General features: G+C 46.1%; 21 protein-coding genes. 5 read left to right on the forward strand and 16 right to left on the reverse strand.

The features are described from left to right. Positions 1 to 265: 265 nt before the first annotated feature. Positions 266 to 967: a diacylglycerol kinase gene (locus AB1797_04315; GenBank protein ID MEW5766836.1), complete on the forward strand. Its 702-nt coding sequence runs from the start codon at positions 266 to 268 to the stop codon at positions 965 to 967. Between the two features lie 106 nt (positions 968 to 1,073). Continuing rightward, complete coding sequence (locus AB1797_04320) at positions 1,074 to 2,108, forward strand: hemolysin family protein (protein MEW5766837.1); 1,035 nt, start codon at positions 1,074 to 1,076, stop codon at positions 2,106 to 2,108. Positions 2,109 to 2,564: 456 nt separating this feature from the next. Here AB1797_04320 and gltX read toward each other — a convergent pair whose 3' ends face one another. The 10 genes from gltX to AB1797_04370 all read right to left on the reverse strand — a co-directional run bounded on the left by gltX (position 2,565) and on the right by AB1797_04370 (position 12,925). Next, positions 2,565 to 4,040: a glutamate--tRNA ligase gene (gene gltX / locus AB1797_04325; GenBank protein MEW5766838.1), complete on the reverse strand. Its 1,476-nt coding sequence runs from the start codon at positions 4,038 to 4,040 to the stop codon at positions 2,565 to 2,567. Further along, positions 4,037 to 4,546: a 2-C-methyl-D-erythritol 2,4-cyclodiphosphate synthase gene (gene ispF, locus AB1797_04330; GenBank protein ID MEW5766839.1), complete on the reverse strand. Its 510-nt coding sequence runs from the start codon at positions 4,544 to 4,546 to the stop codon at positions 4,037 to 4,039. The genes gltX and ispF overlap by 4 nt, the downstream gene beginning before the upstream one ends. 534 nt (positions 4,547 to 5,080) lie before the next feature. Continuing rightward, positions 5,081 to 5,842: a 2-C-methyl-D-erythritol 4-phosphate cytidylyltransferase gene (gene ispD, locus AB1797_04335; protein MEW5766840.1), complete on the reverse strand. Its 762-nt coding sequence runs from the start codon at positions 5,840 to 5,842 to the stop codon at positions 5,081 to 5,083. Continuing rightward, complete coding sequence (locus AB1797_04340) at positions 5,839 to 6,873, reverse strand: TRAM domain-containing protein (GenBank protein MEW5766841.1); 1,035 nt, start codon at positions 6,871 to 6,873, stop codon at positions 5,839 to 5,841. Before AB1797_04340 ends, ispD begins: the two co-directional genes overlap by 4 nt. Before the next feature lie 21 nt (positions 6,874 to 6,894). Continuing rightward, positions 6,895 to 7,392, reverse strand: coding sequence for a CarD family transcriptional regulator (locus tag AB1797_04345; protein ID MEW5766842.1), 498 nt, complete (start codon positions 7,390 to 7,392; stop codon positions 6,895 to 6,897). A 329-nt stretch (positions 7,393 to 7,721) separates the two neighbouring features. Then, positions 7,722 to 9,077 carry a DNA repair protein RadA gene (gene radA, locus AB1797_04350; GenBank protein ID MEW5766843.1) on the reverse strand — a complete coding sequence of 452 codons (1,356 nt, stop codon included), beginning with the start codon at positions 9,075 to 9,077 and terminating at the stop codon, positions 7,722 to 7,724. 22 nt (positions 9,078 to 9,099) lie between these two features. Then, entirely contained in the window at positions 9,100 to 10,218 is a 1,119-nt protein-coding gene (locus AB1797_04355; protein MEW5766844.1) for an MlaD family protein, read from the reverse strand. Between the two features lie 662 nt (positions 10,219 to 10,880). After that, a complete protein-coding gene (locus AB1797_04360) occupies positions 10,881 to 11,621 on the reverse strand; it encodes an ABC transporter ATP-binding protein (protein MEW5766845.1) in 741 nt (246 codons plus the stop codon). 346 nt (positions 11,622 to 11,967) lie between these two features. Then, complete coding sequence (locus AB1797_04365; protein ID MEW5766846.1) at positions 11,968 to 12,546, reverse strand: hypothetical protein; 579 nt, start codon at positions 12,544 to 12,546, stop codon at positions 11,968 to 11,970. Further along, positions 12,533 to 12,925: a hypothetical protein gene (locus tag AB1797_04370; protein MEW5766847.1), complete on the reverse strand. Its 393-nt coding sequence runs from the start codon at positions 12,923 to 12,925 to the stop codon at positions 12,533 to 12,535. The genes AB1797_04365 and AB1797_04370 overlap by 14 nt, the downstream gene beginning before the upstream one ends. A gap of 420 nt (positions 12,926 to 13,345) precedes the next feature. Here AB1797_04370 and AB1797_04375 point away from each other — a divergent pair, with 420 nt between their 5' ends. Both AB1797_04375 and AB1797_04380 read left to right on the forward strand, forming a co-directional pair. Next, positions 13,346 to 14,314 (forward strand): metallophosphoesterase, encoded by a 969-nt coding sequence (locus tag AB1797_04375; protein MEW5766848.1) that lies wholly within the window; start codon positions 13,346 to 13,348, stop codon positions 14,312 to 14,314. A gap of 498 nt (positions 14,315 to 14,812) precedes the next feature. Next, the gene (locus AB1797_04380) at positions 14,813 to 15,487 is read left to right on the forward strand and encodes a sugar transferase (GenBank protein MEW5766849.1); all 675 of its coding nucleotides are present in this window, start codon (positions 14,813 to 14,815) and stop codon (positions 15,485 to 15,487) included. A 741-nt stretch (positions 15,488 to 16,228) separates the two neighbouring features. Here AB1797_04380 and AB1797_04385 read toward each other — a convergent pair. Then, entirely contained in the window at positions 16,229 to 17,449 is a 1,221-nt protein-coding gene (locus AB1797_04385) for a (Fe-S)-binding protein (GenBank protein MEW5766850.1), read from the reverse strand. A gap of 51 nt (positions 17,450 to 17,500) precedes the next feature. Between AB1797_04385 and AB1797_04390 the strand changes: the two genes are divergently transcribed. Then, positions 17,501 to 17,632: a hypothetical protein gene (locus tag AB1797_04390; protein ID MEW5766851.1), complete on the forward strand. Its 132-nt coding sequence runs from the start codon at positions 17,501 to 17,503 to the stop codon at positions 17,630 to 17,632. Positions 17,633 to 17,677: 45 nt separating this feature from the next. Here AB1797_04390 and AB1797_04395 read toward each other — a convergent pair whose 3' ends face one another. The 5 genes from AB1797_04395 to AB1797_04415 all read right to left on the reverse strand — a co-directional run bounded on the left by AB1797_04395 (position 17,678) and on the right by AB1797_04415 (position 21,763). Next, positions 17,678 to 18,511, reverse strand: coding sequence for an FAD/NAD(P)-binding protein (locus AB1797_04395; GenBank protein MEW5766852.1), 834 nt, complete (start codon positions 18,509 to 18,511; stop codon positions 17,678 to 17,680). A gap of 215 nt (positions 18,512 to 18,726) precedes the next feature. Beyond that, on the reverse strand, positions 18,727 to 19,767 hold the full coding sequence (locus AB1797_04400; GenBank protein MEW5766853.1) for a 4Fe-4S dicluster domain-containing protein: 1,041 nt from the start codon (positions 19,765 to 19,767) through the stop codon (positions 18,727 to 18,729). A gap of 104 nt (positions 19,768 to 19,871) precedes the next feature. Then, a complete protein-coding gene (locus AB1797_04405) occupies positions 19,872 to 20,819 on the reverse strand; it encodes a 4Fe-4S ferredoxin (GenBank protein MEW5766854.1) in 948 nt (315 codons plus the stop codon). Beyond that, entirely contained in the window at positions 20,820 to 21,305 is a 486-nt protein-coding gene (locus AB1797_04410; GenBank protein ID MEW5766855.1) for a hydrogenase iron-sulfur subunit, read from the reverse strand. Positions 21,306 to 21,349: 44 nt separating this feature from the next. Then, entirely contained in the window at positions 21,350 to 21,763 is a 414-nt protein-coding gene (locus AB1797_04415) for a CBS domain-containing protein (protein MEW5766856.1), read from the reverse strand. Between the last annotated feature and the right edge of the window lie 12 nt (positions 21,764 to 21,775).

The raw sequence follows: 21,775 nt of genomic DNA on the forward strand, positions 1-21,775 counted from the left end.
TTGATGGGAGGGGTTAGGGGAGGGTGGTAGCTCTTTTTCTAAGGTTTTTAGCAAGAGTAATAATATTGCCCGCCCATTTCACCCTCACCCTATCCCTCTCCCATCAAGGGAGAGGGAATTTTGCTTTATCTCCCAACTAACTGCTTAACTTAGTTTTGAGTAGTTACTCGCATTTTTCCATTGACAAAAATAGAAACATTATGATAGTCTAAAGTAAGACATTACGTCAAACCGAAGATTATCCTGGAGGGTTAGCTTACCCAAGATGAAACGTCCTGATCTGATTAAAAGTCTAAATCACGCCTTTTGGGGTGTTCTTTATGCCCTGAAAACAGAACGGAATATGCAGATACATACGGCGGCTTCAGTGATTGTTTTAGTGGGAAGTCTCTTTTTAAAGCTTACCAGGCTGGAATTAATGGCCCTCTGGTTTGCGGTCTGCCTCGTTCTTCTGGCGGAAATGGTTAACACCAGCATAGAAAACGTGATCGATCTCATTTCCGATTCCTATCATCCTCTGGCCGAAATTGCTAAGGATGTAGCGGCCGGCGCCGTTTTATTAGCCTCGGTTAACGCTATAATTATCGGTTATCTAACTCTTTATGTCCATCTGGAAACCTTACTTCACACCTCAGTCATTGAACGTGCCCGGGAGATGCCTGAACATGTCAGCTTTATCAGCTTGATGGTGGTCATCATCATAACTATTTTTATTAAAGCTATCTACAAGAAAGGAACCCCTTTCCGGGGAGGGATGCCCAGCGGTCATGCGGCCGTGGCTTTTTCCATTTGGACAGCCACTATCTTCCTCACTAATAATCTCTTTATGATCATCCTGGTGTTTATTCTGGCCTTTATAGTGGCCCAGAGCCGAATTAGCCTCAAAATCCACAGCTTCTGGGAAGTTCTATCCGGCTCCTTAATCGGTCTTTTTCTGACCGTATTGATCTTTCAGTTAATAAAATAGCAGGGCCCAAAGCACAGATAAAGGCTGAAGGCTTTTAGGCTGAAGGCTGAAGTTCAATAGCCTTCAGTCTTCAGCCTATCTGCCTGAATAGTTAATCGGAGGGAACTTGGACGAATCAGATTTATATCTGTGGTTAAAACTGAGCAGTCTCATCATTCTTTTAGTTGCATCCGCCTTTTTTAGCGGATCTGAAACAGCTTTATTTTCTTTAAGCGAACTAAAGGTTCGAGAATTTGGACGATTACCTAAGACAAGGGTAATCAGTCGTCTCCTATCTTCACCCAGGAAGCTGCTGATTAATCTCCTGCTGTGGAACACCGTAGTCAATATCCTGGCTTCAGCCCTGGCTGCCTCGATTGCCATTGATATATGCTATGCTATGGGAGTTAGTAAAGCCATTGGCGTGGGCATAACGGTGGGAGTGATGACTATTCTCTTATTAATCTGCACTGAAATCTTCCCCAAGACCTTTGCTCTTAAGCACGCGGAGTCAATGACCATGATAGTGGCTAAGCCTCTTAACCTGTTGGCCGGATTTATCGCCCCCTTGCAGGTTGGACTACTCGGGCTTACTGATAGGGCGGTAGCCCTTTTTGAAAGGATGCCCTTTTTTAGCCAAGACCCCTTTGTCACAGAAGAAGAGATAAAGATGGCGGTCAAGGTAGGGCATAAAGAAGGTGTTCTGGCAGAGAAGGAAGGAGAAATATTTAAGAGTATCTTTGAATTTGGTAAGACTACTGTTAAGGAAGTTATGGTCCCCGTAGAGAAGATAGTGGCCGCTCCGGTGGGGTCAGAAACAACCGACATCCTGAAACTGATTAAAAAAGAAGGTTTTTCTCGCATACCCATCTATCGAAACTCCCTGGATGAAATCATCGGTATTGTCCACGCCAAGGATTTTGTGACCTACCTGGGGGAAGGAAGGACATCGTCCCGGATAGATTTAGCTAAGATAGTCCGACCGGCTTATTTTGTGAGAGAATCAAAAGAGGCAGGCCAACTCTTACGAGAACTTCAACGGGGAAAAATCCAGATGGCGATCATTGTCAACGAAGAAAACCATGTCTCTGGTCTGGTCACTATGGAGGATCTGCTGGAAGAGATCGTAGGAGAAATCCAGGACGAGTATGATATGGAGTAAGCCGAGGGCGGATTTCAGTTGGCGGAATAGTAACTGCTCAAAACTAAGTTAAGCAGTTAGTTGGGAGACAAAGCAAAATTCCCTCTCCCTTGATGGGAGAGGGATAGGGTGAGGGTGAAATGGGCGGGCAATATTATTACTCTTGCTAAAAACCTTATATTAAGAAATATAGATGGGGTATTAGCAACAATAAGAGAGGGTTGTTTATTTCACCCTCCCCTAACCCCTCCCATCAAGGGAGGGGAAGCTTTTATGCCAACGCTGTCGTCGGTACAAAAGGAGATGAAACTTAACCCATAGCGCTATAATCTGTAATGAGCTTACTTTTTTAACTTGATTTTGAGTAGATACAGCGTTCACTATATCCGGTAACTACTCGGGTAATCGGTTGTCGGTGATCAGGTTATCGGTGGGTAGAAAGTGGTGATCGGTCGTTACTGATTACCGATCGCCCGATCACCTGAGCAGAGCCGCCTTAATCCGGGCTAAACACCGGTCTCTTCCCAATACAGAAATAAGGCGAACCAATTCCGGGCCGTGTAATTGGCCGGATAAGGCTACCCGAATAGGCATAAAAAGAGACTGGCCTTTCATCCCAAGCTCTTGTCCCACAGCTTTAATTGCCTCCTTAACTGATTCAAGATCAAGCTCAGGCAAGGTCATTAATTTTTCTCTAAAGGCATTTAATACCCGGGGAGATGATTCCGCCTTTAATACCTCGACTGCTTCCGCGGCTATCTGAACGGTAGAATTGAAGAAACAGTCAACTTCGCCGGCAATCTCTGATAAACAATTTAATCTCCCCCGAACCAGGTCCACCATCTCCCTCAATTTTTCCCCTTCATAATCTTCCGGTGCAAATCCTGCTTGCCTTAAATAGGGAATGACCAGATCAGTCACTCGTTCCAGGTCAATCTGCTGGAGATACACCCCATTCATCCAATTCAACTTGGCCGTGTCAAAGATGGCCGGATTTTTAGTGACCCTCTCCAAAGAGAATCTCTCCACCAGCTCTTCTAAGGAATATATCTCTTCTCCGGTGGTGGCTGCCTCCTCAGGGGACCAGCCCCTCAGAGCCAGATAATTAACCACGGCTTCAGGCAGATAACCCAGTTGGCGGTATTGGCCGACCGAAGTTGCCCCATGCCGCTTGCTCAATCGCTGTCCATCTTCTCCCAGGATCATCGGGATGTGGGCAAAAACAGGCAACTCAAACCCAAGGGCTTCATACAGCAGGATTTGACGGGGGGTATTAGACAGATGATCATCCCCTCGAATAACGTGGGTGATCTTCATCAAGGCATCATCAACTGTAGCGGCGAAGTTATAGGCCGCCAGGCCATTGGAACGGACAATAACAAAGTCCCTGATCTGATCTCGATCAAATTCCACCCGCCCCCGGATCTTATCGTCTACTACAATCCTGTCCCTCTCTTCAGGGACCTTAAAGCGGATAACCGGGGAACGACCCTCGGCGCGCAAGGCTTCTGCCTCCGCCGAGCTTAAGCTCCGGCAGCGACCGTCATAGCCTGGGAGTCTTCTTTCCTCAAGCGCTTGCACTCGCCGGGCCTCTAATTCCTCAGCCGTGCAATAGCAGCAATAGGCATGTCCCTTATCCTGTAAAGCGGCCGCATAGTCAAGGTATATCTGCTTTCGTTCTAACTGACGATAAGGCCCAAACTCACCTCCGACATCAGGCCCTTCATCCCAGTCAAGTCCCAGCCATCTCAAGGAGTCAAGAATGACCTCAATGGACGATTCGCTCGATCGAGCCTGATCCGTGTCCTCTATCCTCAGGATAAAGACACCACCTTCTTTTCGAGCCAGAAGCCAGTTGAAAAGAGCCGTCCTGGCTCCCCCAACGTGAAGATACCCGCTGGGACTGGGGGCAAACCGAAGACGAATGGTCGTCTGGTGGTGGGTAGTGGTCATTTTTTTACCTCTCGTATCTTTCCTTCCCTCTCTTCTTTTCTGACAATACTTGCTACGGCGTAAGCCGCTATTCCCTCGGCATGTCCGATAAAGCCTAGTCCTTCAGTGGTAGTGGCCTTAATATTTATTTGATCCAGAGATATTTTTAGGATAGGGGCGACTGTCTCTCGCATCTGGAAGATATAAGGGGCTAATTTGGGAGACTCGGCTACGATGGTAGCATCAATATTGTTGATCTGATAGCCCTTGGCTTCGACCATCTTAACCACGGTCTCCAGCAGCTTCAGGCTGGAAATATCTTTAAAGCGCCCATCGTTATCCGGGAAATGCTGCCCGATATCTCCGGCCCCAAGGCTTCCCAATAGGGCATCACAGATAGCATGCGTGAGGCAATCCGCATCAGAATGACCTAAAAGCCCCTTGGTATGAGAAATTTTGACGCCGCCAAGAATCAGATCTCTACCTGCCGCCAGACGATGAACATCGTAACCTATGCCTGTTCGCATGGCCAGAAACTCCTTAGAGGCTGTCTGAAAAGTCCCGTTAGGGACGTAATGTTTATAGACATGAGCGCCCACCGTTATTTTTAGCCCCGTTAGGGGCGACATGTTCGCTTTGCTAAGTTTACTTCTTGAACATTTCGCTCCTAACGGAGCTTGGGTTTATGAGAAAAACGGCTACTATAAACATTTTGCCCCTACGGGGCTGATTAACACATCAACTTTTCAGACACGCTCTTAGCCCAGACCGGAAGTCTGTGTTACAGTGATACAGGCATCCTACCTATAATTTTTACAGATTGGAAGTCTGTCTCACCTTAGCCCAGACCGGCAGTCTGGGTTACATCTCTGCTCGCCTTTAAGATAACCGTTCAGGTATGCACGAATTAGCACGGATAAATAACACAGGACAGAAGGCGGAAGTGTAGGCCCTGTCCGTGCTTGTCCATGTCCGTTCCGTAGACGGACAACCACAAGGGTTGTCCCTACAGCCTAAGGACAGACCCTAATCACGGACACGGCTCACGGATTTTCCGTGTTTCATCTGTGTGCATCTGTGGCTGAACGGTTACCCTTTAAGATAATCTCCGCTAAGGCCAGATCATTAGGCGTGGTAATCTTCATATTTTCATTAGATCCTGGGACCAATCGGACAGGCACACCGATACGCTCCAGCAACGAGGCCTCATCGGTTCCATAAAACCCCTCAGCATAAGCCTGCTTAAAGGCCCTTTCCAGGATCTCACGCTTAAAAGCCTGAGGTGTCTGAACAGCCCAGAGCCTTGACCTGGGAAGGGTCTTCTTTACCCAGGCCGGGTTTCGCGTTCCCCCGGTAACAGGCGACGGTGGACGATGGACGGTGGAAGGTGGGCAATAACTCCCTAATTTAATCGTATCCGTCACCGGCACCCCTAAGATAGCCGCTCCATCACGAGCCGCCGCCATGATAACTTCTTCTATTAACTTAAGGGTAAGGAAAGGGCGCGCTCCATCGTGAACCAGCACTAATTCTGTTTCAGGGGGGACATTAGATAAGCCATTATAGACAGAATCCTGCCGCTCCCTTCCTCCCTTGACTATCCGGAGGACCTTTGAGAACCGGTAAAACCTGACAATCTTCTCCAAAACCCTGTCTATTTCACCCTGGGGCACTACTAATACGATGGAATCTATCAGCGGAGATTGTTGGAGAACTTTGAGGGGATAGTATAAGAGGGGATGCCCGCCCAGATCGAGGTATTGCTTCGGACGGCCCATTCGCTGGCCTGATCCGGCCGCCACCACTATAGCCGCTATCTTCACCGGCCTTCATCCTGAAATTTGGTAAAGATCATCCGACCGGCCGTGGTTTGTAAGACACTGGTTACAGAGACGGTTACTTTCTCCCCAATATGCTCTTGCCCATTATCCACCACCACCATCGTCCCATCATCCAGATAAGCTACCCCTTGACCAGGCTCCTTACCTTCCTTGATAATATGGACAGACATCTCTTCACCAGGCAAAACTACAGGCTTTAATGCCTCAGCCAGTTCATTTATATTCAGAACACTTGCTCCCTCCAACTCAGCCACCTTATTCAAATTATAATCATTAGTCAATATTTTGCCCCCGCTCTCCTTGCCCAGTCTAACAAGCTTGGCGTCAACATCTCTTAAATCGGGGTAGTCAGTCTCCTTAATCTTGACTTTTACATGGACCTTCTTCTGGATCTTATTTAATACATCCAACCCCCGCCGTCCACGATTCCTCTTTAGCGTATCCGAAGAATCCGCGATACGCTGCAATTCCCGGAGGACAAACCGGGGAATAATCAGCGTCCCTTCCAGGAAACCTGTCTCACATATATCAGCAATACGCCCATCAATAATCACGCTTGTATCCAGAATCTTTTCCTTTTCCCCCCTTTCCGAATACCACTCCGACCCCCAAGTAAGGATACCCGCTATATCTTCTCCCTTCTTTAGGGCGATTATCATCCCCAAATATCCCAAAATAAGGTTCAGGGGCAGGCTAAGGTAAAATTTTTTTATCAGGGTATCGGACAGAGCCAACACTAATAAATTAGCTATGATAAATCCTACCGCCAGACCGGTCGCCCCAACAATAATAGCCTTTCCCGGCACCTTCTGAAGTTTTATCTCGGCGCCGATTAATGCCCCTCCTGCCAGTAAGCCCACGATAAGACCCACAATTTGATTACCTAAACTATACCCAATAAAGTAACCGGCGCCTGCCGCCAGGATAATAAAAACAGCTCTAATAACCACCAGGACCAACATCTTTTCCCCCCTTTCCTGCCTGTTCTTTTTAAGTAACTGGGCTTGGTTCATCACCCGTAACGGTTTCTTTTTTTACTCCTTCGATGCTTCTAATATCTTGACAATAGTAGCATTTATCTTCTCCGGAGGAAGTTCTTGAACACAGGAAAGTTCGCTGATTATCAGTTGACAGGCGCTGTCAAGAAGTTTTCTTTCACCCGCAGAGAGTCCTTTTTCCTGGTTTCGATAGGAAAGACTTTTCGCTACTTCCGCTACTCGGTAGATAGAGCCGGATTTAATCTTCTCCAAGTTATTATTATACCGAACCTTCCAGTCTATCTCTTTCTCTTCTGCTTCGTTGTAATCCGACTCGAGGATCTCCAGCACCTTCGTTACTTCATTCGGCTTAATAACTCCCCTAAGCCTGACTTGATCGGCTGATTTCACCGGGACCATAACCTTCATATCGCCTATCAGAAGTCTTAAGACATAATATTTTTGCCACTCCCCCAGAATCTCTTTTTCATCAATGGCTTCAATAAGGCCGGCCCCATGTAAGGGATAAACCACTCGGTCACCAACATTAAACATCTTCCCCCCCTTTTAAGCATAAAATTTGAAAGGCTAAGCTATCTCTTTAGACCTTAGTATATCATAGAACCGAGTAGAAGTCAAAGGAAAAATTTTGGTAACTATTCTCAGCCACGGATGGACACGGATGAAACACTGATTTTTTTAATATATGAATCATTAAATCCGTGAACCGTGTCCGTGATTCGTGTCTGTAAGGCAACCACAGTGTTGGGCAACCACAAGGGGTTGCCCCTACTCTCACCTTTGTCTTCTGTCCTCTGCTATCTGCTATTTATCCGTGCTAATCCGTGTTAATCAGTGGCTGAATAGTTACAAATTTTGTAAGTTTACCACAGCCCCATTTTGCTCAGGGCCTCTTCTACCGTCGTGACTCCGATTAATTCAATCGAGGAGGCAAGCTTTCTATTTTTTAGGTTATATTGGGGGCATATACAGCGACTAAATCCCAACTTGATTATTTCCAGCAACCTTCGATCCAACTGACTGATAGCCCTGACTTCACCGGCCAACCCCACCTCTCCCAAAATAACCGTTACCTCGTCAATCGGTTGATTCCTATGATTTGAGACAATAGCGGCTACTATGCCCAGATCGGCGCCCGGTTCGGTTACTCTTATCCCGCCGGCCACATTAACAAAGCAATCGTAATTTCCTAAATGTAATCCGAGTCGCTTCTCCAGCACGGATAGAAGTAATGAGACCCGGTTGTAATCTACGCCTATGGCCTCCCGTTTGGCTAAACCAAAAGATGTGGGAGAAACAAGGGCCTGAATTTCAACCAAAATAGGCCGAGTGCCTTCCATTGAGGCATAAACTACTGAACCAGGGGCTTCATGAGGACGTTGGGCCAAAAAAGAGGCCGAAGGATTAAGGATCTCCATTAATCCCTTCTCCTCCATACTAAAAACCCCGATCTCACTAACTGAGCCAAACCGGTTTTTCACCGTGCGCAGGATACGATGAGTAAGGTGGTCTTTTCCTTCGAAATAGAGAACCGTATCGACCATGTGCTCCAGAACCCTGGGGCCGGCAATAGCCCCTTCTTTGGTTACATGGCCGACTAAAAAAGCCGATATTTCCTGAGACTTGGCTAAACGCATCAGTAGGCTGGTGCATTCTCTGACTTGAGCCACACTTCCAGGACTGCTCCCCATCTCCGGCCGGTATACGGTTTGAATAGAATCAATGATAATGACCTTTGGTTTGAGCCGTTCCACCACGTTTATAATAAATTCTAAATTGGTTTCAGCTAAAAGATACACCCGATCAGAATTAACCCCCAATCGATCGGCTCTGAGTTTGATTTGAGATAGGGATTCTTCTCCTGAAACATAGAGGATGGGACTAAGTTCACGACTGAAGTGGGCGGCGGCCTGAATAAGGAGGGTTGACTTCCCAATACCCGGATCTCCCCCGATTAAGACCAGGGACCCGGGAACAAGACCGCCTCCCAAAACCCGGTCAAATTCGGCGATCCCAATCAGGTGACGTCTTTGTTGGCTAAGCTTAACTTCGGACAGGAGTTGAGGATTCAAGCTGGAGGGATGAGTCAAGCCAAAGGAGGGAGGAGTGGCTATCTCTTCTGCCAGGCTGTTCCATGCCTCACAACCCGGACATCTGCCCAACCATTTGGCAGATTCATAACCACACTGCTGGCAGCGGTATTTGATGTTGCCTGGCAAAGGGATAACTCCTTTTTACTGATCACTTCCTAAGCAATTTCCAGGGATGCTTCTCCACATCCTTGACAAGGTTATTCATCGCCGAGATCGTGTCCATAAATTCTTTCTTCATTTTTTCATCATAAAAAAGGCCGCCTAAGAGGCCTTTCCCTTCTTCCAGTTGATGCGCCGCCCTTTGAAACCTGGTAGACATATCTTCCAGCCTGGCCGAAGTCTCTTTTAAATTGAGGAAAAAAGACTTAAGTTCATCTTCATTTTCTATCACTACCCTATCTATATCTTCCAGAAGATTACTGATTCGGCCAGAAAGGTCTTCTACTTCGGTCTTTAAGCGAAGAGAAGTTTCTCTAAACTCCTGCAAAGCCGTCCGCAGGTCATGCCTATTTTCACTTAAAATGTCCTGCAACTGACCTGAGGCCTCCTTGAACTGCTTAGTGGCCACTCGAAAATCACCCCTGTTTTCTTTTATAGCGGCTTGAAGTTCTCTCTCTATTTCCTTGATTCCCCTCGTAATTTGAGCGCTGTCCTCTTTAAGGGAAAGGGAAAATTCCTTCAGGTTATCAAAGGTAGAAATTATCTTATCTTGATTCTTTTCAAGGGTTTGATTTAGCTTGGTGGTTATTCCTCGAGTTTCTTTAAGGATAGCACTCAAATCCTCTAAGGCCTCTCCGCCTTTCAGCATATCACTAAGGACATTTACCGCCTGAGAAAGCTCCCTGGCAATCCTTTCTCCCTTAAGAAGCAGATCTCCTACACTCACAGGGTCCTCGCCAATAACAGTACTGCCTTCAGGTAGATAAGGTGAATCAGGCGATCCCGTAGTGATATCGATATATTTTTCGCCCATCATCCCCAAACTGTTAATGGTTATCCTGGAATCTCGACGCAGACGGGCAAAGGATTCTAACCAGAGAGTCGCATGAACCTTACTATCCTTAATCTTCATCTTTTTCACCTCGCCCACTTCCAGACCGGCTAACATGACCGGGGCGTCTACTTTTAACCCGCCCACATACTTAAAGATAACCGTAATGGTGTAGCCTGGCCGGTAGAAGTGATATTCCCCGAGGCTCATTATCAGCCCGCCTAAAATGAGGAGGGCTATGGTAACAAAAAGTCCGACTTTTAGTTCAGGCCGCATCGATTGGCTCCTAATACTGTTTCGGGTTTCGAGTTAGGAGTTAGGGGTGGCAGGCGATAAGTGGCCAGCTTTGAGAAGCTGCCATCCGTAACGCCTAAATAGGTATCTACTCAAAATCTGTACCGTTTCCTAACATCTTGAACACTTGACACTTTGATTATGGCCAGCGAAAAGGCCGAATTTGCCCGCACTTGGCCGCAAAATCAGCGTTTCGGCTGACTCACTGACTGTTCAACATGTTAGGTTACACTACATATCTACTCAAAATCAAGTTAAAAAAGTAAGCTCATTACAGATTATAGTGCTATGGGTTAAGTTTCATCTCCTTTTGTACCGACGACAGCGTTGGCATAAAAGCTTCCCCTCCCTTGATGCTTATCCTTACCCACAAATTGGGTAAAAGGATGGGGTAAACAAGAGCCTGCCTTGATGAAAATCAAGGATAAACCACGAAGAGCACGAAGCACACGAAGAAAAAATTATTTAAAGATTAGGATTAAAAGATTTGTTTTATCTTCGTGCCCTTCGTGTTCTTCGTGGTTTTTAAAAGATGTGGGTAAGGATAAGCCCATCAAGGGAGAGGGAATTTTGCTTTGTCTCCCAACTAACTGCTTAACTTAGTCTTGAGCAGTTACCTAAATAGTAACCCGTAACTCGCAACCTTATTGAATCGGCCCATTGGCTTCGCCGGTAATAAACTGATGAACCAAAGGGTCTTTTGTTTGTCTTATCTGATCCGGACTCCCCACCTCTATGATTCGGCCATCGTATAACATAGCGATTCGGTCAGCAATTTGGTAAGCACTGACTATATCGTGGGTTACTACTACCGAGGTTAAAGAAAGTTTTTTTTGCAACTCTTTAATCAACCGGTTTATTCCCGCCCCCCGAATAGGGTCTATGCCGGTAGTTGGCTCATCATAAAAGATGATCTCTGGCTCAGCGGCGATAACCCTGGCCAGACCCACCCTTTTCTTCATTCCTCCGGAAAGCTCAGCCGGTTTCTTATCCTCAATGCCTTCCAACCCAACCAAGACCAATTTTTCCCTAACCACCCTGGAGATAGTGGCTTCATCCAGATCGGTATTCTCATAAAGGAAAAATCCTACATTTTGCCTCACGGTTAAGGAATCAAAAAGCGCGGCTCCCTGAAAAACCATACCGGTTCGTCTTTGAATCTTCCGCAGATCTTCCCCTTCAAGTTGGGTAATATCTTGTCCAAACACCTCAATTCGACCGCGATCGGGTTTAAGGAGTCCTATAATCAGCTTTAGTAATACACTCTTGCCCACCCCACTCTGCCCAATAACAACCATAACCTCGTTCCGTCTGATGTGCAGATCAACTCCCTTTAAAACCTGATTGCCTTCAAAGGACTTCCAGAGATCGGTTATCTTGATCATTTGAGCACAACGCCCAAAACACAGACAAAGGCAAATTTTACCATCTGTGATAGGGCCACCTGAACCCCCGATAAATAGACTTATGGCAGACTTCTTCGATCTCCCTCACCGTGGTGTCTGGCGATATGCTTTTTATGAGGGCAGAGACCCAAAAAGTCGAATAATTAGACAATTGAATTTAAAAAATATAAAAAATATTGACAATTATGGTAAGGTATGATAAGTTGCCTTTGCTGTAGCTAACATTCCAATGACAAGCTCCTTCTATATAAAGTTGGGGAAAGACCTAACAAAATGTCCCCCAAATAGCCTCCTTTCATTGGCTATTTAGAGAAGTCTGTATGTCCTATTTGACATTACCTTTATTTTTTAATCTTTGCAAAATAGCCTGCCATATATCATCCAATCTCAACTTTTTTACCCAACTTTCAATGTAACCTTTATCAATCATATCACCAGATATTTTGAGCATACTAATTATATCTCTAATATGTTTTTCTGATTCTCCTTCTTTATAATATCGCATCTTCATAATTATTACATCCTCAGGAGAGGCAAAATTTGCTTGTGTATCTTCAATTGGAGAAAACCTTTTTATCCTTGCAAACCGGCTATTATCAAAGGCATCTTTTTTACAGATAATAATATCTATTTTTAAACCAGATGCTGGATGTATAATATTAAATTGATATTTATGCCTGATTGCATCTCTTATTGCATCTTCACTTATATAAAATTCATCTGAAGGAAATAATCTTAACAATCCTGAAATATGCTGTTCCCCAATATCTGCTACTACATCAATATCATTGGTGAACCTCGGTTCTCCATAGAATATAGAAGCAATAGAACCTGTTATAAGATATTGAATTCCAAGTGATTTAAAGGCATTTACCAGATGTTTAAGTAAGTCATATTGTTCCATGGGATAATCTCCTTACTACTTCATAGTGAATTTTTTCCTCATCCCAGTTAGGATGTAAAGAAGATAGATAATTTGTTAATTGTTTCTTGGCAGATTCCCATAAATTAAATGCAATAATTAGCCTTTGCTGTGGAGTCTTTTCTCTCAATACCTCAATCATTAATTCATCTAAAACTTCAATATTTCTTTTTTCAAGATTCATAATTACCTCATCTAAAATCCAAGGTAAGCGTTCAGCCACTGGCACAAAGACACAACCTCGATGCTCGATCCTCGATGCTCGATACTCGATACTGGATACAGGATCCTTTACCAGCTTCGAGCATCCAGCATCCATGTGATGAACGGTTACAAAGATCCAGTATCCAGGATCGAGCATCCAGGATCGAGCATCGAGGATCGAGTTTGCGTCTTTGGGCCTTAGTGGCTGAACGCTTAAAATCCAAGAGCCGCTTCCTGATCCTGTCAGGAACAGGTATAAATAGTATAAGGATAATATTGCCTGATACCCAATATGGAACAGTAGAGCAAGTAAGAAGATGGATAAAAGTTCTATGAGGACTTTTCGTTAATAACTACTATACCATAAGATTAATAGAAAAGCAACCTGATTTTGAAGGCAAGGTGAGGGTTATTTTATGATGGCCAGTTTGCCGGTGGATAGAAGGCGCCAGTGGTCGCTCCCTGACGGTCGCGGCTCGGATCGGCTTTAGGATAAGCTCTTAATCTCTGAGTCTTTGTGGCTGGAAAGGTTAGATTTTACTTGACTTTTTCGCCAAAAAAAGGTATAATAGACCGGATGAAAAAAGTTATTTTCGGGGGAGTGGGACTGTTTGTTCTTTTACCGATTCTGGCGGCCGGCTTAATAATAATTACGGCTTACATTGATGCCAGATATATAGAACTCAATTGGATAAAGGTAGAAAAAGTAAGAATAAAATGTCCACCCCTGGCCGAACCATTAAAGGATGTTAGGATTGTTTTTATTGCGGATTTACACGTAAGAGGTAAGATAGGATATCGGGAGAGACGGTTAGTCAAAATTGTCAATGATTTAAAACCAGATATTATCTTACTGGGAGGCGATTATATTGTAGAAGAAGATGACCTGGAAGCTTCTCTTGAGGTCCTGGGCAACCTGCAAGCCTCTCAGGGGGTTTTTGGGATAAGGGGTGACTATGAACACGTAATTTTTGATCAAAAGGAATTAGTTCAGCGGTTGAGGAGGGCAGGAGTAATCCTCTTAATGGATGAGACCAGAAAGATTCGGATAGGAGATCGTCCTCCTTTTTACCTATTAGGAGTTGACGTTCATCGCAAAGTAATAGATGATTTGGAAAGGATAATGATTGATCTTCCGAAGGAGGCCCCTACTTTACTGCTGGTACATCAGCCGTGGGTAGTGGAACCTGCTTCTGAGATGGGTATTGATCTTGTTCTGGCGGGTGACATCCACGGTGGCCAGATGGGGATAGCCTGGATCAGGGAATTGACAGAGGATTATGCCCGGCTTAAGTATGTAAGCGGTCTCTATCAAGTGGGGAACACCCTTCTTTATGTCACGCGTGGGATAGGCTGGACCCATAAACAGATCAGATTTCTGTGTCGGCCTGAGGTGACCTTAATCAAGATAGTAAAAGATGGTTGGGCTGATAAGCCACGGGTGCCCAAAGAATTTAAGGGGAAGAGTTGGTTACAGACGGTGGCGCTCAAGGGATGGACGCGTTTTAAAGAGATAGTCGGGATACATTTGATGGATGGGGAATAGGTAATCGGTTATGGGTGATCAGGTTATGGGTGGATAGAGATCGACCGATAACTGATCACCAATTACCGGAGGCCGGAGCAGTTACAACCTGGAGACAGGGGAGAGGAGAAGTGTCTACATAATTAGACAGGGTGTTTAATTATTATACACTTATCTAACTTATTGGAAATAAAATTGTTAAGTGTAAATTTTTACCAAATGACCGAAAAAGTGTTTAAATAAATATACACAGGCTGATAGTCAAAAAAAGGGGGCCTTAATTTTTTTAGCTTTCTTACCCCAAGTTTAATAAAGAGTTAGAGGTGGGTAAATATATTTCTTTCTGACTTGGCATAAAAGTTGCTATATTTCTAAAGCAAAAGAGCAAAAGACGATGTTTATCGTTGCGGCTAAGGGCGCTTTGTCATAGGCAGCCACCTTCCTGAAAACTTCAAGTTTTCAGGAAGGTGGAGGAAGAGGTGACCAAGAGCCGAGAGGATAAACATCGCCAAGCAAAAGATGAGAGCTTGCTTAGAAGAGAGGTTTGGTGATCTACCGATGGAGACGAGTAACTATAGAAGGGCAAGTTTTGTTTTGGACCGCGATTTGTGTTTAACTATTAAAAGAGGGATTGATATTATTGTTTCCTCGCTGATGGTGATCTTATTGTCTCCATTGTTGCTGGCGATGGCTACTATTATTAAGTTGGATTCAAAGGGGTCGGCTTTATTCAGACAACAACGGGTGGGGAAGGACGGCCGTATTTTTACGATGTATAAATTTCGGACGATGAGAGTTGATGCTGAGCTGGCGAGCGGTCCCGTATGGGCTAAGAAAAATGATCCCCGGGTTACCAGAATAGGGAGTTATTTGCGAAAAACTCGAGCTGATGAATTGCCTCAGTTAATTAACGTGTTAAAAGGAGAAATGACCCTGGTAGGGCCTCGTCCGGAACGGCCGGTTTTTGTGAATGAGTTCAAACATACTATTCCAGGATATAAAGCCAGATTAAGTGTGAAACCTGGTCTGACAGGTTTAGCCCAGGTTCGCTACCGGTATGATTCTTCTATCTGTGATGTAAAGAGAAAATTGAGGTATGATTTACTTTATGTAAAACGTATGTGTCTAATGTTGGATTTAAGAATCCTTTTTCAGACGGTAGAAGTTGTTCTGACTGGAAAGGGAGCTCACTAAAAGAAGGAGGGAAGGGGTGATGGACGAGACGTTCAAAGAAGTAAAGATTTAATAAAATTTAGGGCTCTTCTATCAAGATAAGGGGGGAGGTCAGCCATAAAAAACCCGGGTTTTCCTCCCAAATCTAAAATAGAGGGTGACAGCCATTAACAATTATCAATTAATAATTATCAATTGACCATTATCAATTGACCATTGTTAATGGTTTAGTGACCATTATTAATAACTAAAGGGTCAAGGCGGATTCGGGGGTAATATGGTAAGTATGGAGGTATCAGGTGTCAGGTATCAGCCGTAAAGAGTGAGTTAATGTGATGTCTGACCTGTGATAGCTGAGGGCATTTACCTCTCGAATTCGTCTTGAGCCTAAGTAATAAGGGCCAGAAGAGCAGTTCCTCCAGGGCTAAACAAAATTAGGGCCAGGGCCAAACAAAATTGAGGTAGGGGGCGTTCCCAAAAAGTACCATGGGTGATACTTGGGGAGCGTCCCCTGCCTTTTTTGTAAACGTTCAGCCACTAAGGCACAAAGACACTAAGAGTTAACAATTCCCATTTGTAACTACTACTCAGGCAGATAGGCGGAAGACTGAGGCGCCGGCTTAAAGGATGGCCTGAAGAATGTGATCGGGTAGGGGAATGTGCGACTCAACTGCTCTGGACAAAAATCAGCCCGCAAATGGCCCGGCTCTACTGAATGGGCTTTCATTGAAAGAATTGGCTAACCACAGGCTGCCAGACCGCTTATTCCAAAATCAAGGAGTCGGCCACCAATTGCCAGAGGTATTTGACTTCAATATCCAGATCATATTCCTTAGTTAAGGCCTTCATTATCATGTCGCGGCAATTGGAACAAGAGACAATGACCATTTCTGCCCCGGAGTTCCTTATTGATTCTGCCTTGCGCCGGCCATGGTATTTGGCCGCATCCTTATACGGACCGGCCCACATTCCTGCCCCGGCCCCGCAACAATAGCTGTTTGACCTATTAGGATGCATCTCCACAAAATTCTCGCAGCACTGGTTAACGATCCACCTGGGCTCTTCATAATATCCCCGGCCAAAAGACATCTCTATCTTTCGACCATGGCTGCAAGAATCATGATAGGTAACCAGTTGTGGATGTCTGGACTTATCTATCTTTATCCGGCCCTCTTCCAAGTATTTCTTGAGCACATCATAAAGATAGACATAGTTCCAATCATTCAACGCCTCTGGAAACCATTTATGTATGCCCATTCGACAGGCTAAGGAACCACCCCCGCAGTCAGGCAGGATCATGGTCTTTGCCTTTAACTTATACATATTATCTACCTGGTGCGTTACAATGGCCTTGTGAAGCTCGTCATTAGCCGTAAAAAAGCCCCAGTTATATGAATCCCAGTTTTCTGAGGGAACGGTCCAATCTTCTTTAGCGGCATAGAATATCTTCCACCACCATTTCATATCATCCGGCTCGCCAAAGACCTCCTTGGAATTAGGAAAAAAGAGGTAATTAGCCCCTTCTTTATCAACTGGCACCTTAATTCCGGTAAGCCCTTCTGCTTGATCTAACTCTTCGGCGCTATCTTCCAGCAGCCAGAGGTAGTCTCCTTGTGGCACGCCGATGTGATTCCCTTTTTCCACGCACGTAACTGCTCCCTTATGAAGAGAACCCGGGACATCTTCCCTGGCTCGCATTGCCTTAAGGGTCTTCTGGATAGGCGCCATATCGACTCCCATCGGACACTCCCGGTTACATCTCAAACATCCCGTGCACACCCAGGGCCACCTGGAGGCAACCACCTCTTGTTCCAGCCCATAAGCCAGCATGCGATACACCTGTCTCGGGTCCATCTCATCAATGCCTGAAGATGGGCATCCGGCCACACAGGTCCCACAGGTTAAGCAGGCATTCATGTTGGCCGTCTTCAGAATTTCCCTGACTTTATCAGAGACATCTTTCGGTTGAATAATCGCTTCCATTTCTAAACCTCTAATTCAATGGCGAATCGTGAATCTGTAATCGTTCACCACATGATGCTGGATGCTCGATCCTTGATGCTCGATGTTCGATGCTCGATGCTGGATACTGGATCTTTTACCAGCATCGAGGATCGAACATCGAGAATCGAGAATCGAGCATCGAGGATCGAGTTTGTGCATTAGGGGCTGAACGCTTACCTATTTTTTTAATCTGCCATCCGCCATAATTTAATACTCCTTCGGCATCTCATTCAACTCGGCTAAGGTAAACACCGGCCCGTCCTTACAGACATAATACGGCCCGACATTACATCGACCGCAAATGCCAATGCCGCATTTCATCCGGTTCTCAAGCGACATGATGATAGTCTCTGGTGTAAAACCAAGCTCGGTCAGGACAGGTTGAGTAAACTTTATCATAATGGGAGGACCACAGACCAGGGCATAGGCATTATCGGCTGATGGAGCCACCTCTCTGGTTACCGCCGGCACAAACCCGACTTTTCCGTCCCACCCTTCAGCCTCCTTATCAACCGTGACATTCAGGGCTATGTCATCTCTGTCTTGCCATTCCTTTAACTGATCCTTGTAAAGAAGCATGCCTGGCGTTCGAGCGCCATAGATGACGGTAATATTACCAAACCTGTCCCGGTTTTCAAGCATATAGGCGATCATTGATCGCAGGGTGGTAAAGGCAAAACCTCCGCTCACGATAACGACATTCTTGCCTTCCAGTTCATCTATCGGATAAGGCCTGCCCAGCGGGCCACGAACCCCCATCACATCGCCCACCGACATATTATGCAAATGCGTGGTCACCACCCCTACCTTGTTTATCGTAAAGAGAAGATGCTTACCCTCCGTCGGCGAGGAGGCGATGCCGATGGGTATCTCTCCCTTGCCGGCAATGGAGAGCTCGGCAAACTGGCCAGGCGTATACCTGAAGACCTGCTCATCCGCCTGGTTCAGGAAGACCAGCTTGAACGTCTTCAGGTTCCTGTCCTCGGTCTCGGTGATGATCTCTTCGATTCTGACCGGCTTCGGTATGTATGGGTTATTCATGGTTGAACCTCAATTAAATCAGAATAGTAACTATTCAGCCACAGATTTACACGGATGAAACACTGATTTTTTGTAAGCGTTCAGCCACTAAGGCACAAACTCGATGCTCGATGCTCGATCCTGGATACTGGATCCTTTACCAGCATCGAGGATCGAGCATCGAGGATCGAGCATCGAGCATCCAGCATCATGTGCTGAACGGTTACGCTCTGTGTTTAGCTGTTCATTCTTTTGACTAATTGGCGGACATCTATATTAACCGGACACAACTGGATACACCGTCCGCAGCCAACACAGGCCATCCGGTCAAATTTTTCCTGGAAATACTTAAACTTGTGCATAAACCGCTGTCTGAATCGTTCTTTCTTGGTCGGTCTGGGATTATGGCCGGTGGCATGGACGGTGAAAATGGGAAACATACAGGAGTCCCAATGGCGCATCCGGACACCTTCCGTATCTATCACCTCATCCTGGATGTCAAAGCAATGACAGGTAGGACAACTATAGGTGCAAACACCGCAGGCGATGCATATTTCATAGAAGGCATCCCAGGAGGGATCATCAAAAAGCTCCATCGTGGTTTTGCCCTTAATCTTATCCGTGGCCACACCTGAATCAACCGATTTCACGGCAGCGTCCTTGATTTTGTTGGCCTTATCAATTGAAGCAGAATCAGCCTCTGACAGACCCTTTTTATCTTTCAGCAGGGCCTCGCCCTTATCCGTCAACACCGTGGCCACATATTTATCTCCCACCTCGGTTAGAAGCACATCCAGTCCCTCTGTCGCAAAGGGGCCACCCTTATCAAAAGAGGCACAAAAGCAAGTTAAAAGGGGCTTGTTACAAGCCAGGCCGACTACCGTCGTCTTCTCCCGACGCCGCAGATAATAGGCATCCTCATATGCCTGCCCGCCCTGGTTAAAGACTTTGTCCAGGATAACTAAGCCGGCCGCATCACAGGGCCGGACCGCAAATATCACCTGACCCTGTTCCAGAGGCTCTATATCCTTCATAATGAAGGCCTCTTCTGACTGCCGGTCAGTGGTAAAGGACATCATCTTCTCACATTGGGGGAACAGAGCATCTTTAGGTGACAGTCGTGTATTGGCTGAATCAAGCACGGCTTCCTGGCCGTCAGTAATAGGCTCAAACAGGAGATTACCCCCTTTCATAACAGGGGCAATTACGGCCATTTTACCCGTCAGTTCTGTTAATAAGCCGGCCATATCTTTCTTATCGATTAGCATCTGTTTCATATTACACCTTTTAGTTACACTTTTTCTTTGACAAACATCTATTTACCTGCTATACTTTTAGTAGCCTTTCGGCTATAAAAGGTCAATCAGTCGACTGCTCTGTATTATTTAATAAACCCCTGTGGGTCTTTCTCCGTATACACCCCCAGCGGTGGTATGGCCTCAAGACTCAGGCCGGCCTCATACCCAAAAAGCCCCTTGACTTCTTTCTCCAGCTTTCTGGTTAACTCCCGGACATTGATTCCCACCGGACATGCCCTTTTACAGGCGCCGCAGTCTGTGCAGCGACCGGAACAGTGGTAGGCCCTGAAGATATGGAAGGTCTTCACATCCACCGGATTGGTTGACTTACCACACCACTGGGGTTGGGAATCATCCACAAAGCACTGCTCGCAATAACAGAGCGGACAGGCATTTCGACAGGCATAGCAGCGGATGCAGGTTGAATACATCTCCTCAAAATGCCTCCAGCGCTCATCCGCCGTCATAGCCTCAATCTTTGCCACAGCCGTATCTATATCACCGCCGGCTGTTTCATCAACCTTAGCCCCGATCAGTTCATCAAACACCACTGGATTGCGATGCTGACAACCCTGGCAGTTATCCTGTAGAATATCGCTCAAGGCCACCGTGCTTTCTTTACCCCCAGCCTTAACAACCACCTGCTCACCATCCTCAACCAACTCAACCTCCAGACTTCCCGCCACTCTCATAACCTTTGCCCGGTCAATCATCCCGGTACACGGCACACCAATGATATAAACATTCTCCCTTTTGATCTGGTTCTCCACGACCAGGCCAACAATGCTTCGACTATCGCATCCCTTAGCAATCACCGCCATTTTCTCTGTCCTTTTGGGCAGATAATTAGCCAGATTGACCCCGCAGAAGCGATCCCAATGAAGGCCGGCGGCTTCTGCCTCTGTTCGAACCACGGTGGGAGCACTGATTAGCGGAATAGTCCCAGGCCTGAACCCAACCACCGCCTCAACCTTGTTTTCTGCCAACAGATGGCCGGCTATCTCTCTTATCTTATTAGATATGTCTTGCATCTATGACACCTTCTTATTCAACCGACGAGACGGTCCAATAGCCCTGACCGCTTCCGTCACCTCGCTGATCACTTCAGCGAACCGCTCGCCCTCAGCCGCAGACACCCAAGAGAAGTGGAGCCGGCCTTCTTCTATGCCCATGTAATCCAGCAGGCTTCTGAAAAGGGCAAACTTGCGCCGGGCAAAATAGTTACCTGAAAGATAATGACAATCCCCCGGATGACACCCTGAGACCAGAATGCCGTCCGCTCCTGAACGAAGGGCAGCCAGAATGAATTTAGGATTCATCCTGCCAGAACAGGGGATACGGATAACCCGCACATTAGGTGGATATTGCCTCCGGCTAACCCCAGCCAGGTCTGCCCCAGCATAGCTGCACCAGTTACATAGAAAGGCGATGATCTTCGGCTGCCAGTTCCCGGTTTCGGGTTCGGGGCACCCGCTTGCGGGTCGTTGGGTTTCGAGTTCTCGTTTTTCGGTTGTCATTATTACCTCTCCTCGGCCTTGATCATCGCCGTCACTCTAAGATTTTACCAACTTTCCTCTTCGGCCTCTCTCGCCTCAAGACAGATCAGGTCTGTTACCGAGACCATACCAACCGGCCAGGAAGGATCGACCACCACTAAATGCCGCACGCCCTCTTCCTTCATCTCTCGGTATACCTTCTGAACAGACGTAGAATGGTAAACGGTCTTAAGGGTAACGGCCATAATTTCTTCTATCCTGACCTCCGCCGGGTTTAACCTCTCGGCCAGGACCTTTTGAATAATATCTCTTTCGGTCAAAATACCGACTATCTCTTTTTTGCTTCCCACCAGGAGAGACCGGATATTATGTTTCTTCATCAGCTTAGCTGCCTCAAAAACGGTAGTTTCTCCTGACGCCGCCACCAGGTTCTTATTCATTATCGTTTCTACCGGTTTTTCGTAAAGATGGGGAATCATTTATTCAGCCTC

This window comes from bacterium, from assembly GCA_040753085.1.
Taxonomy (GTDB): Bacteria; UBA9089; JASEGY01; order JASEGY01; family JASEGY01; genus JASEGY01.